Annotated in this window: 20 protein-coding genes; 5 read left to right on the top strand and 15 right to left on the bottom strand. The window is 68.2% G+C overall.

Going from position 1 to position 22092, the window contains the following annotated elements; genetic code table 11:
- Positions 1-150: 150 nt before the first annotated feature.
- Together DIE17_RS00720 and DIE17_RS00715 are read right to left on the bottom strand one after the other, a co-directional pair.
- Complete coding sequence (locus DIE17_RS00720; RefSeq protein ID WP_124920523.1) at positions 151-1113, bottom strand: zinc-binding alcohol dehydrogenase family protein; 963 nt, start codon at positions 1111-1113, stop codon at positions 151-153.
- Positions 1114-1159: 46 nt separating this feature from the next.
- On the bottom strand, positions 1160-1411 hold the full coding sequence (locus tag DIE17_RS00715) for a hypothetical protein (protein WP_124519573.1): 252 nt from the start codon (positions 1409-1411) through the stop codon (positions 1160-1162).
- A gap of 95 nt (positions 1412-1506) precedes the next feature.
- On the opposite strand from DIE17_RS00715, the gene DIE17_RS00710 reads away from it, so the two are divergent.
- A complete protein-coding gene (locus DIE17_RS00710) occupies positions 1507-2286 on the top strand; it encodes an AraC family transcriptional regulator (protein ID WP_124665826.1) in 780 nt (259 codons plus the stop codon).
- A gap of 155 nt (positions 2287-2441) precedes the next feature.
- Here the strand turns inward: DIE17_RS00710 and hpaI are convergent, their stop codons facing one another.
- Genes hpaI through DIE17_RS00675 form a run of 7 tightly spaced genes read right to left on the bottom strand, consistent with a single transcriptional unit; the run spans position 2442 to position 8346 of the window.
- Positions 2442-3248, bottom strand: coding sequence for a 4-hydroxy-2-oxoheptanedioate aldolase (gene hpaI, locus DIE17_RS00705; protein WP_124920522.1), 807 nt, complete (start codon positions 3246-3248; stop codon positions 2442-2444).
- Between the two features lie 12 nt (positions 3249-3260).
- On the bottom strand, positions 3261-4064 hold the full coding sequence (gene hpaH, locus DIE17_RS00700; protein ID WP_124484945.1) for a 2-oxo-hept-4-ene-1,7-dioate hydratase: 804 nt from the start codon (positions 4062-4064) through the stop codon (positions 3261-3263).
- A gap of 20 nt (positions 4065-4084) precedes the next feature.
- On the bottom strand, positions 4085-4477 hold the full coding sequence (locus tag DIE17_RS00695; RefSeq protein ID WP_044842970.1) for a 5-carboxymethyl-2-hydroxymuconate Delta-isomerase: 393 nt from the start codon (positions 4475-4477) through the stop codon (positions 4085-4087).
- 29 nt (positions 4478-4506) lie between these two features.
- Positions 4507-5355, bottom strand: a complete 849-nt coding sequence (gene hpaD / locus DIE17_RS00690; protein WP_124920521.1) for a 3,4-dihydroxyphenylacetate 2,3-dioxygenase — start codon at positions 5353-5355, stop codon at positions 4507-4509.
- Positions 5356-5409: 54 nt separating this feature from the next.
- Positions 5410-6873, bottom strand: coding sequence for a 5-carboxymethyl-2-hydroxymuconate semialdehyde dehydrogenase (gene hpaE, locus DIE17_RS00685; RefSeq protein ID WP_124665823.1), 1464 nt, complete (start codon positions 6871-6873; stop codon positions 5410-5412).
- Positions 6874-6895: 22 nt separating this feature from the next.
- Positions 6896-7660: a fumarylacetoacetate hydrolase family protein gene (locus DIE17_RS00680; RefSeq protein ID WP_124920520.1), complete on the bottom strand. Its 765-nt coding sequence runs from the start codon at positions 7658-7660 to the stop codon at positions 6896-6898.
- Positions 7657-8346 carry a fumarylacetoacetate hydrolase family protein gene (locus DIE17_RS00675; protein ID WP_124484949.1) on the bottom strand — a complete coding sequence of 230 codons (690 nt, stop codon included), beginning with the start codon at positions 8344-8346 and terminating at the stop codon, positions 7657-7659. The genes DIE17_RS00680 and DIE17_RS00675 overlap by 4 nt, the downstream gene beginning before the upstream one ends.
- Positions 8347-8499: 153 nt before the next feature.
- Here DIE17_RS00675 and hpaR point away from each other — a divergent pair, with 153 nt between their 5' ends.
- A complete protein-coding gene (hpaR, locus tag DIE17_RS00670; protein ID WP_044842965.1) occupies positions 8500-8940 on the top strand; it encodes a homoprotocatechuate degradation operon regulator HpaR in 441 nt (146 codons plus the stop codon).
- A gap of 82 nt (positions 8941-9022) precedes the next feature.
- Here the strand turns inward: hpaR and DIE17_RS00665 are convergent, their stop codons facing one another.
- A complete protein-coding gene (locus DIE17_RS00665) occupies positions 9023-10234 on the bottom strand; it encodes an SDR family oxidoreductase (protein ID WP_124920519.1) in 1212 nt (403 codons plus the stop codon).
- Between the two features lie 637 nt (positions 10235-10871).
- On the opposite strand from DIE17_RS00665, the gene DIE17_RS00660 reads away from it, so the two are divergent.
- Both DIE17_RS00660 and DIE17_RS00655 read left to right on the top strand, forming a co-directional pair.
- Entirely contained in the window at positions 10872-11219 is a 348-nt protein-coding gene (locus DIE17_RS00660) for a DUF3564 family protein (protein ID WP_044842963.1), read from the top strand.
- 398 nt (positions 11220-11617) lie between these two features.
- On the top strand, positions 11618-13510 hold the full coding sequence (locus DIE17_RS00655; protein WP_124920518.1) for a penicillin-binding protein 2: 1893 nt from the start codon (positions 11618-11620) through the stop codon (positions 13508-13510).
- Positions 13511-13705: 195 nt separating this feature from the next.
- Here the strand turns inward: DIE17_RS00655 and DIE17_RS00650 are convergent, their stop codons facing one another.
- The 5 genes from DIE17_RS00650 to DIE17_RS00625 all read right to left on the bottom strand — a co-directional run bounded on the left by DIE17_RS00650 (position 13706) and on the right by DIE17_RS00625 (position 20625).
- Positions 13706-15421, bottom strand: coding sequence for a cation:proton antiporter (locus tag DIE17_RS00650; RefSeq protein WP_124920517.1), 1716 nt, complete (start codon positions 15419-15421; stop codon positions 13706-13708).
- Between the two features lie 209 nt (positions 15422-15630).
- A complete protein-coding gene (locus DIE17_RS00645) occupies positions 15631-17058 on the bottom strand; it encodes a cytochrome c (RefSeq protein WP_124920516.1) in 1428 nt (475 codons plus the stop codon).
- Positions 17055-18833, bottom strand: a complete 1779-nt coding sequence (locus DIE17_RS00640; protein ID WP_124570039.1) for a GMC family oxidoreductase — start codon at positions 18831-18833, stop codon at positions 17055-17057. The genes DIE17_RS00645 and DIE17_RS00640 overlap by 4 nt, the downstream gene beginning before the upstream one ends.
- Positions 18833-19570, bottom strand: coding sequence for a gluconate 2-dehydrogenase subunit 3 family protein (locus tag DIE17_RS00635; protein ID WP_124920515.1), 738 nt, complete (start codon positions 19568-19570; stop codon positions 18833-18835). The genes DIE17_RS00640 and DIE17_RS00635 overlap by 1 nt, the downstream gene beginning before the upstream one ends.
- A gap of 638 nt (positions 19571-20208) precedes the next feature.
- Positions 20209-20625, bottom strand: a complete 417-nt coding sequence (locus DIE17_RS00625; RefSeq protein ID WP_124891596.1) for a DUF3995 domain-containing protein — start codon at positions 20623-20625, stop codon at positions 20209-20211.
- A gap of 350 nt (positions 20626-20975) precedes the next feature.
- Here DIE17_RS00625 and ald point away from each other — a divergent pair, with 350 nt between their 5' ends.
- The gene (ald, locus tag DIE17_RS00620) at positions 20976-22091 is read left to right on the top strand and encodes an alanine dehydrogenase (RefSeq protein ID WP_124484957.1); all 1116 of its coding nucleotides are present in this window, start codon (positions 20976-20978) and stop codon (positions 22089-22091) included.
- Position 22092 lies beyond the last annotated feature (1 nt).

Below are 22092 nucleotides of genomic sequence, written 5' to 3'. Positions count from 1 at the left end.
CTTTCATGTCGCGCCGCCCGTTGTCGGTACACACCACCGCCCTGCTTCGCACCGCGCGTTCGCAATCGTCTAACGGCTCGACGCGACGGTGGATGCCAGTCTGCCGCCGGTGCGCGCACCGATCGCGTCATGTCCACGGCCTGCGGCCGGTCAATCGCCGCGCATCGTGAATACCGGGCGCACCCGACTGTTCGCATCGCCCCAGTGCTCGCCGACCGCCGACAGCGGCACCGTGCGCGTTTCGAGCGTCAGCCCCGCCGGGCCTGCCGCGTCGAATACGCCGCGCACCGAAGCCAGCAACCCCGGCAGCGACACGCTGCCAATACCGCTGCCCAGCAGTTCGATCGCTGTGGCACGCAATACGGCGCCCGGCAGCAGCACGTCCGCGCCGCCGATCGAGCCGATCTGCACGAAGCGCAACCGACGGCCGTCGGGTGTCGCCTTCGCGGCGGAAATCAGCAGTGCGAGCGCGCTCGCCCCCCAAAGATAGTCGAGCACGACGTCCACACCCGCGCGGAAATGCGGTTCGAGCGCGCGGGCCAGATGCGCGTCGTCCTGCTGCAGCGACACGACGGCGTCCGCGCCGGCGTTCAGCAACGCGTCCAGCGCGGCCGCGTTGCGGCCCGTCGCGATCACCTTCGCGGCGCCCAGATGCTTCGCGATCCGCACCGCGAGCCCGCCCGAGGCGCCCGTCGCGCCGTTGACCAGCACCGTTTCGCCCGCGACCAGCCGCGCGCGCTCGGTCAGCGCCGCCCACGACGACATGCCGGGAATCGCGATCGCGGCGGCCGTCACGTCGTCGAGGTCGTCCGGCAGCGGTACGCACTGCGTATCGGGTGCGATCGTGCGTTCGGCCATCGCGCCAAACGGCGCGGGCGCGCCGAAGAAATAGACGCGCCGGCCGTCGTCGCCGCGCCCCACGCCGTCGACGCCGACGACGAACGGATAGCCGCCGTCGGACGAATAGTGCGTGCCCGCCGCGCGCGCCTGCGCAAGACGGCTCAACGCGGACGCCGTCACGTCGATCAGACGGTGGCCGGGTATCGCATGCGGCGCTTCGAACTCCATATGAACGGGGCGCTCGCCGGCGCCCGTCACGACTGCTGCTTTCATGCCGACTCCTTGATTGATGGATCTCGATCGACGGTTCCGTCGTGTATCAGCGTGCGTCGAGCCACGCGCGCAGTGCTGGATCGCGCACTTCCAGCACGTCGAACAGGCCGAGCGCACGCAGCGCGGGCAATGCGTCGAGCGCGTCGGCTTCGGCACGGGCGCGCTCGGCGGGCGCCGCATCCGGATCGGTCAGCACGCGCGCATTGACCAGGAACGCGCCGACGGTGCCCTTGCGGATCGTCGTTCCGCCGGCCTTGATCCGGTCGGCATGGTCGGGAAGCATCTGTTCGGCTCGCATCGCGTCGTACTCCGGTTGTCATCGATGGACGCAGTTTAGGCGTGCGCAGTCGGCCGATCTCCGGTATAACAGTCATTCGATACTGAAATCCGGCCATGACCGATCCACTCCTGCCCGCCCGATTCGTCACGTCCGACGACGGCCCGTTCGTCGTCGCCGCCGTGCTGTCGCAGCGCGACCCGCGCATCACGCCGCCGCATGCGCACGCGCGCGGCCAGCTCGTCGGCGCACTGAGCGGCGTGGTGTCGATCGGCCTCGACGACCAAGACTGGGTCGTACCGGCGATTCATGCGATCTGGATTCCGCCGCATTGTCGGCATTCGCTGCGCTCGTTCGGGCCGATTTCCGGATGGTCGGCGTTCGTCGCCGAAGCGCGGTGCGCGGGGTTGCCTGACGCGCCGCGCGCGATCCGCACCACGCCGCTGCTGCGCGAAGCAGTGCAGCGCGCGGCAAGCTGGGGCGATGCGGAACTCGATGCCGCGCAGGCGCGCATTGCCGACGTGATCCTCGACGAGATCGCGTCGTCGGAAGTCGAAGCACTGGGGCTGGTGCGGCCGCAGGATCCGCGGCTCATGAAGATCACCGATGCGCTCGCCACGAACCTCGCGAACAACCGGCGACTGGAGGAATGGGCAGCATGGGCCGGCATTGGTGCCCGGACGATGAGCCGCCGCTTCGTCGCCGAGACAGGGCTCACGTTCGCGCAGTGGCGTCAGCAGGCTCGGCTGCTGCGGGCGCTGGAGAAAATCGCCGACGGCGTGCCGGTCACGACGATCGCGCTCGATCTCGGATACGACAACGTGAGCGCGTTCATTGACATGTTCCGGCGGGCGACGGGGACGACGCCGGGAAGGTATATGGAAGCGGGACGATAAGGTCGGCGCGATGCGCGGCGATGACGCAAACCGATTTCTCGTATTCCGTGCGATTCAAATCATCGCCCGATCCAACCGGGCAGCTGTCCGGTCGAGTTGCGCAGCGGCCGGGTCTGCCCGGTTGCGCTGCAGATTCCTTATCCCGTCCGCTTCGCTCAATACGTCCCATCCCCCTGCTTCACCACCTCCCCACCGCCCCCCTTGAACTGCGCCGCCAACCGCTCCGCACTCCGCGCCAGCAGCGTCGTATCGACCCCCACCGCAACAAACAACGCCCCCGCTTCCAGATACCGCCGCGCCGCCGCCTCATCCGCGCTGAGAATGCCCGGCGCCTTGCCTGCCGCCTTGATCGCCCGGATCGCGCCGTCGATCGCCGCCTGCACGTCCGGATGCCCCGGATTGCCGAGGTGCCCGAGATCGGCCGCCAGATCGGCCGGCCCGATGAACACGCCATCGACGCCCTCCACCCGCGCAATCGCATCGATCGCGTCGAGCCCGGCACGCGTCTCGACCTGCACGAGCACGGCCATTTCGTCGTTCGCGCGATGCAGATAGTCGCCGACGCGGTTCCACCGCGACGCGCGCGCGAGCGCACTGCCGACGCCGCGAATCCCGTGCGGCGGATAACGCGTCGCGGCCACCGCCGCGCGCGCTTCGTCGGCGCTCTGCACCATCGGCACGAGCAGCGTCTGCGCGCCGAGATCGAGCACCTGCTTGACGATCACCGGATCGTTCCACGGCACGCGTACGACCGGCTGCGACGGATACGGCGCGATCGCCTGCAACTGCGCGAGGATCGTCGGCACCGTGTTCGGCGCATGTTCGCCGTCGATCAGCAGCCAGTCGAAACCGGCGCCCGCGACGACTTCGGCGCTGTACGGATTCGCGAGGCCGAGCCACAACCCGACCTGCGCGTCGCCACGCTCGAGCGCGGCCTTGAAGACATTCGACGGAATCTGCATCGCTCGCTCACCTCACGCGAAATAGCACTGGATCGTCCCGAGCGGGCCGTAGTCGACGCTGAACGTGTCGCCCGAGCGCGCCGCGCACGGCCGCGTGAACGAGCCGCCGAGCACGACCTGCCCCGGCTCCAGCGCGACGTCGAAGCGCGACAGCCGATTCGCCAGCCACGCGACGCCATTGGCCGGATGGTTCAGCACGCCGGCCGCGACGCCCGTTTCCTCGACCACGCCGTTGCGCGACATGATCGCCGCGACCCAGCGCAGGTCGACGTCCTGCGGCCGCACCGGCCGCCCGCCGATCACGACGCCCGCGTTCGCCGCGTTGTCGGCGATCGTGTCGAACACCTTGCGCGGCCGCTTCGTATCGGGGTCGATCGACTGGCTGCGCGCGTCGATGATCTCGAGTGCGGGCACCACGTAATCGACCGCGTCGTACACGTCGAAGATCGTGCAGTTCGGGCCGGTGAGCCGCTTGCCGAGCACGAACGCGAGTTCGACCTCGACGCGCGGCACGATGAAGCGCCCGGCCGGGATCGTGCCGCCGTCGTCGAAGAACATGTCGTCGAGCAGCGCGCCGTAATCGGGCTCGTCGATCTGCGACGTGTTCTGCATCGCCTTCGACGTAAGGCCGATCTTGTGCCCCTTGAGCGTGCGGCCTTCCGCGAGCTTGAGGGCGACCCACGCGCGCTGGATCGCATACGCGTCGTCGATCGTGATGTCGGGATGGTCGAGCGAGATCTGGCGGATCTGCTTGCGTTCGCGCTCGGCGTCGTGCAGACGCTGCGCGAGCTGGTCGATGATGGCGGGTTCGAGCATGGTCGGATCGGGAATGGGGTTCAGCCGGCCCGCTTGTAGCGGGCGTGAATGTTGTTGTGCTTGTACGAGCCGCTTTCGCTGAACTCGGTCAGCTCCATCGACAGCGCGAGATAGCGCTTCGCATACAGCTCCGCGAAATGCGCCTTGATCGCATCGAACAGCGCGTCGCACGCGGCCTGCTTGGTCTCGTCGCTGCGGCCCGAGCCGATCTTCAGCGTCACGTGGACGAACGCGTCGTCCTCCGTGCCGTCGGCGACGCAGTAATCCTGCAGCTCGATCGCGCGCGAGCGGATGCCGCCGGTCGGAAACACGCCGCCCTGCGCGATCAGCGTCGCGTTGATCGTGCGCAGCAGCGCGGGAATGCGCGCGTCGTCGCGGATGTTCGCGGTGTATTCGACGACGATGTGTGGCATGGCAACGCTCCGGATAGTTGATGCGGCGCTCAGGCGAGCGGGAAGATCGCGTTGATCTGCCCGGTGCCCGAGCTCGCGAAATAGTCGGTGACGATCTCGACGGGCTTGTCGTAACGATCCCAGCCGAGCAGGCCGAGCAGCATCGCCGTGTCGTGCATGCCGCCTTCGCCGTGACAATGCGTGTTGTACTCGGGCAGCATCGCGCAGAAGGTCTTGAAATCGCCCTGCTTCCACAGCTCGACTACGCGCAGGTCGACCTGCCGGAAGAACTCGCGGCTGATCTCGTGAATCGATTCCTCCGGGCTGCCGTTGTCGTTGAAGCGATGCGACAGCGAGCCGCTCGCGAGGAACGCGACGTTCGAATCGCTCTTTTCGATCGCCTCGAGCAGCGCCTCGCCGAAGCGCCGGCTTTCGTCGAGCGTATGCCACATGCACCAGCCCGCGATCGACACGACCTTGAAGTGCTGGTCGGCGTTCATGTAGCGCATCGGCACGAGCGTGCCGTATTCGAGTTCGAGGCTGTCGATCTCGTGTGCGCGCGTCGCGATGCCGCGTGCGCTGGCCGTCTCCGCGATCAGGCGGCCGAGTTCGGGGTTGCCCGGATACGCGTACTGCATGTCGCGAATGAAGTGCGGCAGCTCGTTGCTGGTATACGTACCCGCGAACCGCGCCTTGCAGTTCACGTGATAGCCGGCGTTGACGAGCCAGTGCACGTCCGACACGACGATCGTATCGACGCCGAGCGCGCGGCAGCGCTCGCCGATCAGCTGGTGGCCGCGGATCGCCGCTTCGCGGCAGCCGTGATGCCTGCCGGGCAACTCCGACAGGTACATCGACGGCACGTGCGTGATCTTCGCGGCGAGGGACAGTTTGCCCATCGTTCAAGTCTCCGTATCGTTCGTTCTTGCTGGCGGCGCCACGACCCGCGCCCGTCACACGCCCCAGCGGGGAATGTGATGCGAACCCATCGAGATGCACACGTTCTTGATCTCCGCGAACACCTCGAAGCTGTACTCGCCGCCTTCGCGCCCGGTGCCCGACTCCTTCACGCCGCCGAACGGCTGGCGCAGGTCGCGCACGTTCTGGCTGTTCACGAACACCATCCCGGCCTCGATGCCGCGCGCGAGGCGATGCACCTTGCCGACGTCCTGCGTCCAGATGTACGACGCGAGCCCGTAGGACGTGTCGTTCGCAAGCCGCAGCCCTTCCTCCTCGTTCTCGAACGGAATCAGGCACGCGACCGGCCCGAAGATCTCTTCCTGCGCGATGCGCATCCGGTTGTCGACGTCGGCGAACACGGTCGGGCGCACGAAATTGCCGTTGCGCAGATGGTCGGCGAGGCCGGCCGGCTTGTCCGCGCCGCCTGCCACCACGCGCGCGCCTTCCTGCTCGCCGATCCGGATATAGCCGGTCACCTTCTCCCAGTGCTGGCGCGTGATCATCGCGCCGAGCTGCGTCGCCTGATCGGACGGATCGCCGACCACCAGGTTGTTCGCACGGCGCGCGAATTCCTGCACGAAGCGGTCGTAGATCGTGCGCTGCACGAAGATCCGCGAGCCCGCGGTACAGCGCTCGCCATTGATCGAGAAGATCGTGAACAGCGACGCGTCGAGCGCGCGGTCGAAATCGGCATCGTCGAAAATCAGCACGGGCGACTTGCCGCCGAGCTCCATCGAATATTTCTTCAGGCCCGCGCGCTCCATGATTCGCTTGCCCGTGACCGTGCCGCCCGTGAACGACACCGCGCGCACGTCCGGATGGCGCACCAGCGCGTCGCCGGCCGTCGCGCCGTAACCCTGCACGACGTTCAGCACGCCCGCCGGAATGCCGGCTTCGAGCGCGAGCCGGCCGAGCTGGTCGGCCGTCAGCGGCGACAGCTCCGACATCTTCAGCACGGCCGTGTTGCCGAGCGCGAGACACGGCGCCGTCTTCCACGTCGCGGTCATGAACGGCACGTTCCACGGCGACACCAGCGCGCACACGCCGACCGGCTGGTACAGCGTGTAGTTCAGCATCTGGTCGTCGACCGGATAGGTGCGGCCGTTCATCTGCACGCACACTTCCGCGAAGAAATTGAAGTTCTCGGACGCGCGCGGAATCAGCTGCTTGCTCGTCTGCGCGATCGGCAGGCCGGTGTCCTGCGTCTCGAGCGCGGCGAGCATCGGCACGTTCTTCTCGATCAACTCGCCGAGCTTGCGCATCAGCTTCGCGCGCTCCTTCGCGGGCGTGTTCGCCCACTTCGGGAATGCGTCCTTCGCCGCGCGCACGGCCGCGTCGACTTCGGCCTCGCCGGCCGACGCGACGTCGGTGATCGCGTCGCCCGTCGCCGGATTCAGCGTCGTGAAGGTCTCGCGGCTCTCGACCTCACGGCCGCCGATCCAGTGCTTGATGGTCATGTGCTCTCCTTGGGCGACGGGCTCAGCCGGCGCGATAGTAGTCTGCTTCGCCGACGATCGTGTTCACGAGCCGGCCGATTCCTTCGATTTCGGTCACGACCTCGTCGCCCGGCTTCGTGTCGGCCAGCCCTTCCGGCGTGCCCGTCAGGATCAGGTCGCCCGGCGAGAGCGTCATGAAGCTGCTGATGTGCTCGATCAGCGCGGGCACGTTGAAGATCATGTCGCGCGTGCTGCCGCGCTGCGTCTCCCGGCCGTTCACCGTCGTGCGCAGCGTCAGGTCGCCCGCGTCGCCGATCTCGTCGCGGCTGACGAACCACGGCCCGAGCGGCGTGCAGGTATCGCGGTTCTTCACGCGCAGGTTCGGGCGGTAGTAGTTTTCGAGGTAATCGCGGATCGCGTAGTCGTTCGCGACCGTGTAGCCCGCGACGTGGTCGAGCGCCTGCGCGCGGCTCACGTTGCGCGCCGGGCGGCTGATCACGACGGCCAGTTCGCACTCGTAGTGCATGTGCGTCGCGTCCGCCGGGCGCACGGTGCGCGAGCGGTGGCCGATGAACGTGTTCGGCCCCTTCAGGAAGATCAGCGGCTCGCTCGGCGCCTTGAACGCGAGTTCCTTCGCGTGGTCCGCGTAGTTGAGGCCGAGCGCGAACGTCGTGCGCGGCGCGACGGGCGGCAGCCACGTCACCACGTCCTCGGCGACCACGCGGCCCGTGTCGAGGCGGATCGCGCCGTCGCCGGCCGGTTCGGCCGCATGCAGTGCGCCGTTGTAGATCACGCGCGCCGTCTTCATCGTGCTTCCTCCGCAATCAGCGTATGCCGCAACGTGCCGATGCCGGCGGCGGTAATCTCGATCGTGCTGCCCGCGCGGGCACGCGGTGCGCGACCCGCGACGCCGAGCAGCAGCACGTCGCCCGCGTCGAACGACATGAATGCCGTCACGTCGGCGATCAATTCCCGCACCGGGCGGATCAGCGTGGCGGTCGACGCGGACACCACGGCGTCGCCGTCGATCCGCACGGTCAGGCCGATCGCGTCGACATCGCCGAGCGCGGCCGCCGGCACGATCGCCGGGCCCAGCGGGCAGAAGCCGTCGCGACACTTGAAGCGCACGGCCGGACGGTAGTAATCGGGATGCGGGACCGACACGTCGCTCGCGAGCGTGAAGCCGTGCACGTAATCGAGCGCCTGCGCGGCCGGCACGCGCGTCGCGCGCCGCGAGAACACGACGGCCAGCGACGCGCCGATCTCCAGCGCGTCGACGCCCGCGGGCACCACGACGGCCGCGCCATCGGCCGCATGCGTGTTGGCCGGTTTGATGTAAAGGATCGGCGCCTGCGGCGGACGACCGTAAGGCGGTGCGTGCACGGCATCGCCGAGCGCGTCGAGTGCGGCGCGCTCGTTGAGCAGCGCACCGTAGACGGTACCGATGGCGACCGGCAGCGGCGGCGCCGCGGCGGTCCTGCAAGACAGCTCCATGCGTCATTCCCCTGCCGCGCGTCGCGGCGCATCGTCAATAGTTAACATCTTAAGTAAACAATCGGACGCTGGCAACCGCGATTACCCTGATACATGAAATTCAGCACCGTCGGCTGTTAAGATTGATGCGTCCCCGTCCATTCCCCACCCCCGATGAACCGTACGCTCGACCATCGCAACCTGGCCATGCTGCTGCTCGAGGCCCGCGAAACGCTGATGGGCCTGTTCCGCCCCATTCTCAAGGAATTCGCGCTGACCGAACAGCAATGGCGGATCATCCGCGTGCTCGACGGCGAGCCGGCGAATGCGCTCGAAGCGGGACAGATCGCGCGCCGCTGCTGCATCCTCAGCCCGAGCCTCACCGGCGTGCTGGAACGGATGGAGCGCGACGGCCTGATCACGCGCACACGCGCGCAGGAAGATCAGCGCCGGCTGCTGGTGAGCCTGACGCCGCAAAGCAGGAAGCTGGTGACCGAAATCGGCCCGCGCATCGACGAGCAGTATCGCCAGCTCGAAGCGCGTTTCGGCCAGGACGGCCTGGACGACATCTACCGCGCGCTCGACCGGCTGATCGAACTCGGCAACGCGTCGTAGGGCCCGCCGCGGCCGGACCGCGGCGAGCGGCGGCGGGCGAACCCGAACCCGGGAACCGGCAAGCCGCGGATCGCGCGGGCCGTCAGTGCAGCGCCCCGCGCATCAGTTCGGTCACCGCGACGCCGCGGGACGTGCGCATGCATTCCTCGACGTAATCGATGAACGGCAGCGGCTCGAAATCGATTTCGTCGCGCACGCGGCGGTTGTCGAACACGCGATCGACCGTCGCGAACTCCGCGCCACGCTGCAACGCCCGGCCGATCACGCGCTCGAGCGCCGGATCGGACCGCCCGAGCACGTCGCGCACCACGAACGGCAGGTCGGCCGGCGCACACGCGGCGTAACGCGGCGCGCCCGTCATGCCGGCCGCCTCGTCCATCGCACGCACGATCTGCGCGACCTGCGGCGCCTCGTCGCCGGCCGACACGTGGTACACGTCGTGCATCAGCGTCGGCTTCACGGCCAGCAGCATCGTCGCGCGTGCGACGTCGTCGACCGACACGATATCGATGCGCGTCATCGGCCGTGCCGTGAAGCGGCGCGCCGCGTGCGCGACGCGGAACATCCAGAACGAGTTCGGCGCGGGCCGCGTGCCGAGCACCGTGTGACCGACGACGTGCGACGGACGCACGACGACGAGCGGCAGCCCGAGCGCGCGCAGGCGCTGCTCCGTTTCCGCCTTCGCCTGCAGGTAGCCGGCCGCGAGCACCGCGCCGTGCAGCCCGTCGCTGCCCTGCGCCGCGTCGCTCGCCGCCGCACCCGCCATTTCCTCGTAAACGATCCCGCCGCGGCCCGCATGCGCGTAAGCGGTGCCGACGTACACGAAACGCTGCAGTTGCGGTGCGTGCGCGAACCGCTCGGCAAAGCGCAGCGAATCGGCGAGGTCAGCCCGCAGATGCGAACCGTCGGCCGGCGACGCGTGGCCCGCGCAGTGAATCACGTGCGTCGCGCCGGCGAGACGCGGCGCGTCGGCGCCCTGCCACACGTCGCCGAGTGTACCGACGACCACGTTCGCGTCGCCGAGACGCGATGCCCAGTACGGCGCGAGCCCTGCGCGCAGCGCCGCTTCACGCAAACGCGCGACCGCATGGCCGCGATTCCCGGCGCGCACGACACACACGATGCGCTCGAGCAAGCCTGCGTTGACGAGCGCCGTCAGCACGGTACTGCCGATGAAGCCGGTGGCGCCGGTGAGCACCAGCCGCCCGACGTTGGCCGCCGCGACCGGTGCGCTGGCCGGCGACACGAGGCTCGTGCGCCAGTTGAGCGACAACGCGGTTTTCCAGATCAGCACGATAGTCTCCTTCGAAGAATCGGCCGGACGGCGCGGCAGCCCCGGATCGCGGCGCTGCGCACGGCGGTCGGCCGGGCCGGGGCCGACGCTCGCCCCGGCAGTCCCGACCGGCTGCGGCCCGCGATCGCGTCGATCGCGTCTCTGACACGAGGCGGCGGCCCGCCACGGACGGACGTCCGCGGCGCAGGATCGGGAAAATCCAAGTGTGGGGCCGGATCGTCCGCAAGTCTGTCCTGAAAGTTTCGTGAAAGTGTGTGGATTTGTGCACGAATGTCGGGGTGTGTCGTGCCGGCCGGCTCGTCAACTCGGAAACGCCCGGTCGGGCAGCTTGCGACGGAGGTTCGCCGGCGTGCTGCGGGCGAGCGCTTCGGCGCGACACATCGACGCGCCCCGGCCTAGTCATCGCATATCCCGGGCAGACCCGGAGCAGGCCGCGGCACGCAGATCGCGGTGTCGTCTGCGTTTGCACGCGGGGCCGGAATCCGCGCGTATCGTCAGACGTCCTTTCATCCGAGACACCAATAGACACAATGCGGATTTATTGAGGATTATCGCTTGCGTTTCACTGCAGTCTATCTAGACTATCCAAACCAAATCGGTCGAATGTGTCATTTTCTACTTTCCAGGAGACGTTCCAATGCGCCTCACTATCCGGATTAATGGCAGCGAATCGGCAACCCGGCACTCGTACGCGGTGTTGTGGGTCGATACCGACGAGCGGCTGTGGTCGCGCGAGGCACACCAGGGCATCGATCTCCCGGCCTGGGGCAAGGTTCGGGACGTGGAAGGCGCGATGGCCCTCTGCGCCGCCGACAGCGGGAATGCCGTGTGCCAGTTGAAGGGCCTGTCGTTCAGCGCGATGCAGCGCGAACAAGGTCCCGCGGTGCTCGCCGGCGAGCACCCCGACGGCGCGTGGCGCCTGCAGGCGGTCGATCGCTCCACGGCGGAGCCCGAATACCACGAATTCATTTCCGTCGCGCGATAGGTATTTTTGACGGCAATCCTCTGCGGTTTTCGGGTTTATTCCGGTTTCCGTGATATTCATTTCGATATTCAGAAATAACGGCGCCTCTCTTCGAGGCGTTTTTATTTTTCCGTCCCGAAAGTAATCGGGGCCGGGTTGACTGAGTCGCATCCGCGGTCACGACCGCCGCGCCATTCCGATTCGTCGGCGACATCGGGCAATGCCCGCGCCGCCGTCCCCGCCTTCGTTCCTGCCTTCGTTCCCGCCTTCATCCCGCCTTTTCCGCCCGAAGCCCGGCCGCCGACGCGCATCTTTTACGGGGCCGAAGCACAGTTTCCCCACACGACGTTTACTCATTTATTACAATCACATTATTCCGACTGACTTGCCGCCGTCCGGCGGCCCGACCCGGCCCTTGCATGCGCGTGAAAAAGAAGACCCACCCCGCCGATCCGTACGCCGCCGCGACCAAGCACCCGATGCTCGCGTCGCGCTTGCCGATGTGGCGCTCGAAGCTGGTCGTGATCATGGTGTCCCTCGGTTTCGCCGCGCTGATCGGACGCGCGTTCTGGGTGCAGGTCGCGAACCAGGATTTCTATGTCGGGGAAGGCCAGAAGCGCTACCAGCGCACGATCGAGCTCGACGCGATGCGCGGGCGCATCGTCGACCGCAACGGCGCGATGCTCGCGGTCAGCCTGTCGACCTATGAAATCTGGGCGAACCCGAAACAGGTCGCCGAAATCGACTATCCGCAGATCGCGAAGCTGCTCGACATGCCGCTCGCGGAGGTGAAGCGCCGCCTGCGCAACGACCGTACGTTCGTGCTGCTCAAGCGGCAGATCGACGCCGAGACCGCAAGCCGGCTCGGCAAGCTCGAAATCGACGGCATCACGCAGATCGCCGATTCGAAGCGCTTCTATCCGGAGGGCGAATCGGCCGCGCACGTGGTCGGCTTCACCAACGTCGAGGACAAGGGCCAGGAAGGCGTCGAACTCGCGGCGAACGGGCGGCTGTCGGGTACGTCCGGGCAGCGCGAGGTGATCCGCGACCGGCTCGGCCGCATCGTGTCCGACACGCGCCCGCTCGTGCCCGCCCAGCACGGCGCGACGATCGAACTGACGATCGACCGGCGGATCCAGCAACTCGCGTTCAGCCAGCTCAAGGCCGCGGTGCTCGAGAACAACGCGGTGGCCGGCAGCGTCGTCGTGCTCGATGCGCAGAACGGCGAAATCCTCGCGCTCGCGAACTATCCGACCTTCGACCCGAACGACCGTGCACGCCTCACGGGCCAGCAGCTGCGCAACCGCGCGGTGATCGACACGTTCGAGCCGGGCTCGACGATCAAGCCGCTCGTCGTCGCGCTGTCGATCGACGAGCGCAAGGTCACGCCGAACACGATCATCAACACGTCGCCGGGCACCTACAAGATCGGCCCGGCCGTGATCCACGACACGTCGAACCACGGCTCGCTGACCGTCTCGCAGGCACTGCAGAAGTCGAGCAACGTCGCGCTCGCGAAGCTTGCGCTGAACCTGCCCGCCGAAACGATCTGGAACAAGTACCAGGAATACGGGATCGGCCGCGCGCCGGAACTGACGTTCCCGGGCGTCGCGTCGGGCCGCCTGCGCGGCTACAAGCGCTGGCGGCCGATCGAGCAGGCGACGATGGCGTACGGCTACGGGCTGTCGATGTCGCTGCTGCAGATCGCGCAGACCTACACCGCCTATGCGGGCGACGGCACGCTGCACCCGGTGTCGCTGCTGAGGAACGGCTCCGACCCGCAGACGGTCGAGGCCCATCGCGGCCATCGCGTGACGTCGCCGCAGACCGCGGCGGCGATCCGTTCGATGCTCGAGTCGGCCGTCGGCGAAGGCGGCACGGGGCGCCGCGCGCGTGTCGACGGCTACCGGATCGGCGGCAAGACGGGCACGGCGCGCAAGCAGGTCGGCGCAACCTATGCGAAGGGCAAGTACCGCGCCCTGTTCGCGGGGATGGCGCCGATGAGCAACCCCCGCCTGATCGTCGCGGTGATGATCGACGAGCCGCGCGGCAAGGGTTATTACGGCGGCACGGTGGCCGGCCCGGTGTTCTCGTCGGTCACGAGCGGCTCGCTGCAGCTGCTCGGCGTGCCGCCGGACGCGCCGGTCGAGCCGACACCGAATGCGCCGCTCAAGGCTGCCGTACCGCAAAAGACGGTCGCGGCGCCGAAGGCCGCCGTGCAACCGAAGACGGCAGCCGGGCAACAGGCGTCGGCACCTGTGAAAACGGCCGCGCAAGCCGGCGCGGCCGTACAGACGAAGGCGGCGGGCTGAAGCCGCCTGGGTGCTGGTGGAGTCGCCGGGACGTGGCGCCGCGGCGAACAGGTCGGCTGACCGATCGAGATCAGCCGTTCGCTACGTAGAACCCGCCGCACGCGCCGTTCCGAGAGGCCGGCGCAATCCTGTAATCCCGGCGATCCGCGCAGTCGCAGCGATCCTGTCGATCCGAGCGATCCCGGCCGCCAACCGTCAATGCGCGGCCGCCACCGGCTTCGCCATCCTGCCGAGCACGTGCTCGGTCATCCCGCGCGCGAGTTCGCTCTCCCCCATGAACACGATGCCGATGCCCTCGCTCGACAGCAGGTCGGCCTCGTCGCTGCTGTTCGTGCACAGCACGACCTCCAGCGCCGGATTGAGCGTGCGCGAGATCTCGACGATCTGCCGCACGTCGAATACGTCCGGCAGCGTGACGACCAGCATCCCGGCGCGCGCGATATGCGCCTGCACGAGCACGATCGGCTCGATCGCGTCGCCCGACACGGCCGCGACGCCGCCCGCGCGCAGCTTCTCGACGAGCTCGCGATTCTGCTCGACGACGACATAGGCGATCCCGCGCTCGTCCAGCGCATGCGCGATCCGCGTGCCGACCTTGCCGTAGCCGACGATCACGACCTGGCCGGTCAGGTGCGTCTGCGGCGTCGACATCGGCAGCGCGGCGAGCGGATCGTCGCGTGCCTCGAGCTTGCGCGCGAACGCCGAATGCTTGCGGATCCATGCGAGCGCCGGATCGATCATCGCGAACAGCAGCGTGTTCATCGCGATCGAGATCAGCGCGACCGCGAGAATCAGGCTTTGCCCCTCGGCCGACAACAGCCCGAGCGCACGGCCGAGCCCCGCGAGGATGAACGAGAACTCGCCGATCTGGGCGAGGCCGGCGCCGACCGTCAGTGCGGTGTTCAGCGGATAGCGGAACGCGATCACGAGCGCGACCGCCGCGAGCGTCTTGCCGATCAGCACGATCGCCGCGACCTCGATCACATGCAGCGGCTCGGCGAGCAGCACCTTCGGGTCGAACAGCATCCCGACCGAAATGAAGAACAACACCGAGAACGCGTCGCGCAGCGGCAGCGTCTCGTCGGCGGCACGCCGGCTGAACTCCGACTCGCGCATCATCATCCCGGCGAAGAACGCGCCGAGCGCGAACGACACGTCGAACAGCTTTGCCGCGCCGAACGCGATGCCGACCGCCGCGGCGATCATGCACAGCGTGAACAGTTCGCGCGAACCGGTACGGGCGACGAGCCACAGGACGCGCGGGAACACGCGCTTGCCGACCACGAGCATCAGCGCGATGAATGCGGCGACCTTCAGCATCGTGACGCCGAGCGTGCCCCACACGCTGCCGCCGGCCGCGTGCGCATCGCCGGGCGGCGTGCCGCCGAGCAGCCCCGCGACGGGCGGCAGCAGCACGAGCACGAGCACCATCACGAGATCCTCGACGACGAGCCAGCCGACCGCGATGCGTCCGTTGACCGTCTCGACGAGCCCGCGCCCCTCGAGCGCCCGCAACAGCACGACCGTGCTCGCGACCGACAGCGCGAGCCCGAACACGAGCGCCGCGCCGAGGCTCCAGCCCCAGGTGAGCGCGAGCCCGCCGCCGAGCAGCGTCGCGACGGTAATCTGGACGACGGCCCCCGGCAGCGCGATCTTGCGCACCGCGAGCAGGTCGCCGAGCGAAAAATGGAGGCCGACGCCGAACATCAGCAGCATCACGCCGACTTCCGCGAGCTGCTGCGCGAGCGACAGGTCGCCGACGAAACCGGGCGTGCCGGGGCCGATCACGATCCCGGCGAGCAGATAGCCGACGAGCGGCGGCATTTTCAGCAGCGACGCGAGGTAACCGAAGATCATCGCGAGACCGAAACCGGCCGCGAGCAACGCAATCAGGCTGATGTCATGAGGCATCCCCCCTCCCGAGTTTTTGTAACGATTTAGTAAGGTTCAAGAATGGAAGGATAAGGGATGAGGCGAAAAATTGGCGCGCCACGGCGAAAAATTCACGCGTCGGCACGCCATTACGGGGTACAACCCCGGGCGGGCGGAACACGCCCCGCGGGCCGGTGGGCGCCGCGAGGCGGATCGATCGGGCGGGGCCGGATACCCCGCCGCGTGCGTCAGCGCGACGCCTGCGGGAACCGCGCGCCCGGCGGCGGCTCGGGCCGCGTCGACGGCGTGCCCTTGCGCACCTTCGCGACCTGCGCGGCGGTGATCGGCGCGCCCGTATTGCCCCAGCTCGTGCGCACGAAGTTCGACACGTCCGCCACTTCCTGGTCCGACAGGCGCCAGCCGAACGGCGGCATCGTGAAGGTCGACGGCGCCGTATGGGTGCCCTGCAGCGCGCTGCCTTCCAGCACGACGTGGATCAGCGACGTCGGATCGTCGCCCTGCACGACCGGGTTGCCGGCGAGCGCCGGGAACACGCGCGTGTAGCCGTGGCCGTCGCTGCGGTGGCACGCCATGCAGTTGTCGCGATAGACGGCGGCGCCCGGCTTGCTCGCGTCGCCGGTCTGCAGCGCCTTCGCCGCGGCCGCGTCGTACACGTGCGGCTGCTCGCCCTGCACGCGCGGCGGCAGCGTCTTCAGGTAGCGCGCGATCGCGGTCAGGTCGCCGTCGCTCATGTGCTGCATGCTGTGGCCGACCACGTCCGTCATCCCGCCGAACGCGGCCGTGCGCAGCGTGCGGCCGGTCTTCAGGAACTGCACGATCTCCGTTTCGTTCCACGTGCCGAGCCCGGTGCGCGGCTCGCCGCGCAGGCTCGTCGGCACCCAGCCGTCGATCGCCGCGCCGCCGGCCAGGAAGTCGAGGCCGCCCGCGTCGGTCAGCGCGCGTTCCTGCATCGTCGCCGCGCGCGGCGTGTGGCACGCGCCGCAATGGCCGAGCCCCTGCACGAGATACGCGCCGCGCGCGACCACCGGATCGGCGTACGGCGCCGCATCGAACGGCTTCGGCGCCGGCGCGAACATCTTGCGCCAGAACGTCAGCGGCCAGCGCATCGACAGCGGCCACACGATGTCGACCGCGCGGTTCTCGTGCTCGACCGGCGCGACGCCGTGCATGAAGTACGCGTACAGCGCCTTCATGTCGTCGTCGGTCAGGCGCGCATAGGACGGGTACGGCATCGCCGGGTACATCGTGTCGCCGTTCTTGCGCACGCCCTCGCGCACCGCGCGGGTGAAGTCCTCATACGTCCAGCCGCCGAGGCCCGTCTTCGGGTCCGGCGTGATGTTCGTCGAGTAGATGCCGCCGATCGGCGTGTCGAACTTCAGCCCGCCCGCGAACGGCTTGCCACCGCTCGCGGTGTGGCACGCGATGCAGTCGCCCGCGCGGGCCAGATATTCGCCGCGCTTGACGAGGTTGGCGTCGGCAGACTGCGCGACCGGTGCGGCGGCCGGGCCCGAAGCCGCGGCGGGCGCGGATGCCGGCTGCGCGAACGCGGCGCCGCCCGCGAGACCGAACGCCGCCCATGCCGTGCCGATCGCCAGTGCGCGCCGCAGCGGGGAAATCCGGCGCGCGGCGTTGTGGTGGTTCACTGTCCTCTTCATACGGTCACCAGCGGGGCGGGATTTTTCAGGTATTGCTCGCGGATCGCACGTGCCGACCAGTAGGCCAGCGCCGCGATGATCCCGGTCGGGTTGTAGCCGATGCCCTGCGGCAGCGCCGACGCGCCCATCACGAACACGTTGTGCACGTCCCAGCACTGCAGGTAGCGGTTCAGCACGCTCGTCTTCGGGTCGGTGCCCATGATCGCGCCGCCGACCAGGTGGGTCGTCTGGTACGCGCGCGAATCGAAGTGCTTGCCGAACTCGCGCGTCGACACGCCGATCGCCTTCGGCCCCATCGCCTCCGCGATCTTCTTCATCTGTCCGGTCACGTATTGCGCCATCCTGATGTCGTTGTCCTTCCAGTCGAACGTCATCCGCAGCAGCGGCTGGCCGTACGAATCGCGATAGGTCGGATCGAGGTCGAGGTACACGTCGCGATACGACATGTTGGTGCCGTGCGCGTCCATCGAGATCGTGTGCGCGTAGTTGTCCTTCACGGCCTTCTTCCACGCGGCGCCCCACTGCGGCGTGCCGGGCGGCGTCGCGATGCCGCTGATCGGCTTCACGCCGGCCTGGTTCACCCACAGCGGCGAGCCGCCGACGAAACCGAGCGGGCCGTGGTCGAAGTTGTCCGCGTTGAAGTCGTCCACCGCGACGCCGTTGCCGCCCGCGCCGATGAACGGGTTCGTGTAGGTGTCCTTGTCGAAGAACGCCTTGATCGTCGACAGGTTCTGGTACGCGAAATTGCGGCCCACCACGCCTTCGCCCGAGATCGGGTCGTACGGCTTGCCGATGCCCGACAGCAGCAGCAGGTGCACGTTGTGATACTGGAACGCGGCGACGATCACGAGATCGGCCGGCTGGTGCACTTCACGGCCGGCCGGGTCGACGTAGGTGACGCCCGTCGCGCGCTTCTTCGTGTCGTCGAGGTCCACGCGCAGCACGTGGCACTTCGAGCGCAGCTCGAAGTTCGGCACCTGCTTCAGCGCCGGGAGGATGTTCAGGTTCGGCGATGCCTTCGAGTACATGTAGCACGCGTAGCCGCTGCAGTAGCCGCAGAAGTTGCACGGCCCCATCTGCACGCCGTACGGGTTCGTGTACGGACCCGACGTGTTCGCCGACGGCAGCCGGTACGGATGCAGCCCGAGCGACTTCGCGGCGTCGGAGAAGCGCTGCGCCGAATACGTATTGAGCTGCGCGGGCAGCGGGAAGTTGTCGCTGCGGTTTGCCTCGAACACGTTGCCGTCGCCGACCACCTTGCCGCCGACCTTGTACGCCTGCCCCGACGTGCCGAACACCTTCTCGGCGAAGTCGAAATACGGCTCGAGTTCGTCGTAGGTGACGCCCGTGTCCTGGATCGTCATCCCTTCGGGGATGAACTTCTTGCCGTAGCGCTCTTCGTAGTGGCTGCGCAGGCGCAGTTCTTCCGGCGTGATCCGGAAATGCACGCCCGACCAGTGCAGCCCCGCGCCGCCGACGCCCTCGCCCGGCAGGAACGCGGCGAGCTGCCGGTACGGCAGCGCGGTGTCCTGCACGCCGTGGCGGATCGACACGGTCGTCTTCGACAGGTCGAGGAACAGCTTCTTGCGGACGTTGTAGGTCAGCTCGTCGATCGTGTTCGGATACGCGCCGTCCGGATAGGTGTCGCGATACTCGCCCCGCTCGAGCGCGACGACGTTCAGGCCCGCTTCAGTCAGTTCCTTCGCGAGAATCGCGCCGGTCCAGCCGAAGCCGACGATCACCGCATCGACGTGCGGCTTCTTTTCTGCGGCCATCAGGTGCGCTCCCCGTTGATCGAGACGGGGCCGTACGGATAGGGCTTGCCGTTCTGATTGACGAAATCCATGAAGTCGGCGCGCGCGCCCGGAAACCCGATCATCCTCCACGCGGCCATGTCGTGATTGCCGCCGTGCACCGGATCGCAGAAGTAGCCCTCGCGCGTGTTCTGCAGCAACAGGCCGAAGAACACCGCGGACGGCACGTCGTCGATCTGCGCGCCGCCTTTTTCCAGTTCGCCGAGCACGGTGTCGCGGGTCGGCGCGTCGAGGTCGGCGAACGCCTTGCCGTGGGCCTTTTCGCAATAGCGGTTGACCGCCGCGATGCCGAGCCGGTAGATGTCGCGCGGCACGAGCTTGAGCTGGTAGCCGAGCTCGGGCACGCCCTGCTGGAACGGCCCCTGCATGTACCACGTCGCGCCGTGCGCATACGGGGTTTCCATCTGGCGGTCGATGAATTCGGGCACGCCCGATTCGAGCGCGCCGGGGCCTTCGGCATCGGCCGGGATCAGCCGGTCGACGGCGGCCTGGACGAACGCCCACTCCTTCGCATCGAAGAAGGTCGGCTTGTACGGCGCGCGTTCGGCGCCGGCCGACGCAGTGGAGGCATTGCCGGCCGCGGTCGAGGACGACGACGAGCGCAGGTCGCAACCGGCGACCGACGCGATCGGCACGAGCGCGACCGACGTGCGCAGGAAGCGGCGACGCGAGTTGGGTTTGTCGGGTGGCGTGGACATGGTCGGATGTTGATCGTTGGGGAGCGTGATTCGGGAACCGTATTCCGGATGCGGCATGCCCGACACGGCAGCCATGCCGCGCGCGGCCGGCCGTCCTTTCTTGCGATGTTGCGAGCAAGCTCGATGCAGGCGCCGGCCGCGCACTGCGCGGTGGCGCCCGTCATGCAGCCGCGCGGCGCGCCGGTTCCGGCAGCCGCGCGGGGTCGACCTCTTCGCGGGTCTTATCGTCGGACAAATACGGGCTTGCCGCCCGCATCTGCCCCTCATCGCCATGGCCTATTCAACTTAGACACCGCGCCGGCCGACGGCAAGCGCAACGTGCACGACCCTCAATTCGGGCCCGGCGACAAATGCCGCGAATTATAGATGGAACCGGTTCCATTTCCAAAGGGTTCGGTGCAATTCATTACATCGAAAATCGCAATAATGAGGAAATCGTTTTCCGGAATACGCAAGAGCCGTGGCGCGGCCGCGGCGTCGATCGCAGGGCCGGACGCACGCGCGGGCGTCGCCCGACCGGCGCCCGTCGTTTTTCAGGGTTGCCGTGCCCGCGCCGCTCGGTGCTTTCCGATGCGGCGCCCGCGACGCGCGTTACCGCTTGGCTCGCAGCAAAACGGCCGTCCCGCTCGCCGCAGTGCTCACCACGGCCACAGCATCGACGCGATCGACAACGAAAGTGCCAAACACAGCGGCGAGTAACAGAGGCTGTCCATGCGCGCGAAACGCGACCCGCGAACCCGCTTGAAGAAGCCGACGTAGCGGAAATCGCCGACGGCGCGCACCGCGAAGATCAGTGCGAGCGCAACGATCGCGAACGTGATCGCGCCGGGATACAGGTTCTGCCACAGCCAGCCCGCGCGCGACGCCACCGCGCTTGCGCCGGCCAGCAACGCCGCCGCGACGGCGAGCGTGCCGGGCACGGTCGGCCGCAGCAGCGGTACGCCGTCCTGTTCCGGAATGGCCGCACGCTTGCCGAGCTGTCCGCCGAACGCCCAATAGACGTGAACGAGTGCGATCGCACAAAGCGTCGGCACGCTGAAATACGCGCCCGTCATGTCGGTAAGCTTCCTTGTCTCATCGTGTCGTCGTGTCGTGATCCAGCCGGAAGGAATCCGGCGCGCGGCCCCGCTCCGCGCCACACGAGACGATACCCAAACCGCGTGCCGCATGCAGTGCGACGTCCGGTCGCAATACGCCATGCCGCGTGTTGCGGTGCAGTGCACGCGCCGTCGCATCGGGCCGCCGCTTGACTTCCCTCCGGGCACCGCTACCCTCTTATTCCAGTACGGCACGCGAACCGTGCATGCGCAACCGTCGCACACGTGCCGTTCGCCGGCACGCACGATCGGACGATCGCGGCGCGCCCGGGCACGACAACCATGACAAATACCCATGGAGACAACTCATGCTGATCGGTGTGCCGAAGGAGATCAAGAATCACGAATACCGCGTCGGCCTCACGCCGGCCGGCGCACGTGAGCTCACGCGACACGGCCATCGCGTGCTCGTGCAGCGCGGCGCGGGCACGGCAATCGGTCTGCTCGACGACGACTACACGGCCGCCGGCGCCGCACTGTGCGACGACGCGCGCGACCTCTTCGCGCGCGCCGACATGATCATCAAGGTCAAGGAGCCGCAGGCGGCCGAGTGCGCGATGCTGCGGCGCGGACAGATTCTTTATACGTATCTGCATCTCGCCCCCGATCCCGAGCAGGCGGCCGCGCTCGTGAAGTCCGGCGCGGTCTGCATCGCGTACGAAACCGTGACGGGCCCGGGCGGCGGACTGCCGCTGCTCGCGCCGATGAGCGAGGTCGCGGGCCGCATGTCGATCCAGGTCGCGGCGACGCACCTCGAAAGCCCGCGCGGCGGCCGCGGGGTGCTGATGGCCGGCGTGCCCGGCGTGCCGGCCGCGCACGTCGTGGTGCTCGGCGCGGGCGTGGTGGGCACCGGTGCGCTGCAGATGGCGGTCGGCCTCGGCGCGCGCGTCACCGTGCTCGACACGAACGTGGGCCGGTTGCGCCAGCTCGATCTGGTCTTCGCGAACCGGATCGCGACCGTCTGCTCGAACGCGCATACGATCGACGAAGCCGTGCGCGACGCCGACGTCGTGATCGGCGCGGTGCTCGTGCCGGGCGCGTCGGCGCCGCGGCTCGTCACGCGCGACATGATCGCGACGATGCGCACGGGCGCCGTCGTCGTCGACGTCGCGATCGACCAGGGCGGCTGCTTCGAGACCTCGCATGCAACGACGCATGCGCAGCCGACCTTCGTCGTCGACGGCGTCGTGCATTACTGCGTCGCGAACATGCCTGGCGCGGTCGCGCGCACATCGACGTTCGCGTTGAACAACGCGACGCTCGGCCATGCGCTCGCGCTCGCCGACAAGGGCTGGAAACGCGCGATGGCCGACGACCCGCATCTGCGCGCGGGCCTGAACGTGTGCGACGGCCACATCACGTACGAGGCCGTCGCGCTGGCGCTCGGGCTGCCGTACGTACCGGCGGAAGACGTGCTGGCCTGAC

Origin of the sequence: Burkholderia sp. Bp9099 (assembly GCF_003857805.1) — a bacterium.
Lineage (GTDB): Bacteria > Pseudomonadota > Gammaproteobacteria > Burkholderiales > Burkholderiaceae > Burkholderia.
This window is presented reverse-complemented; position numbering and strand designations above follow the sequence as displayed.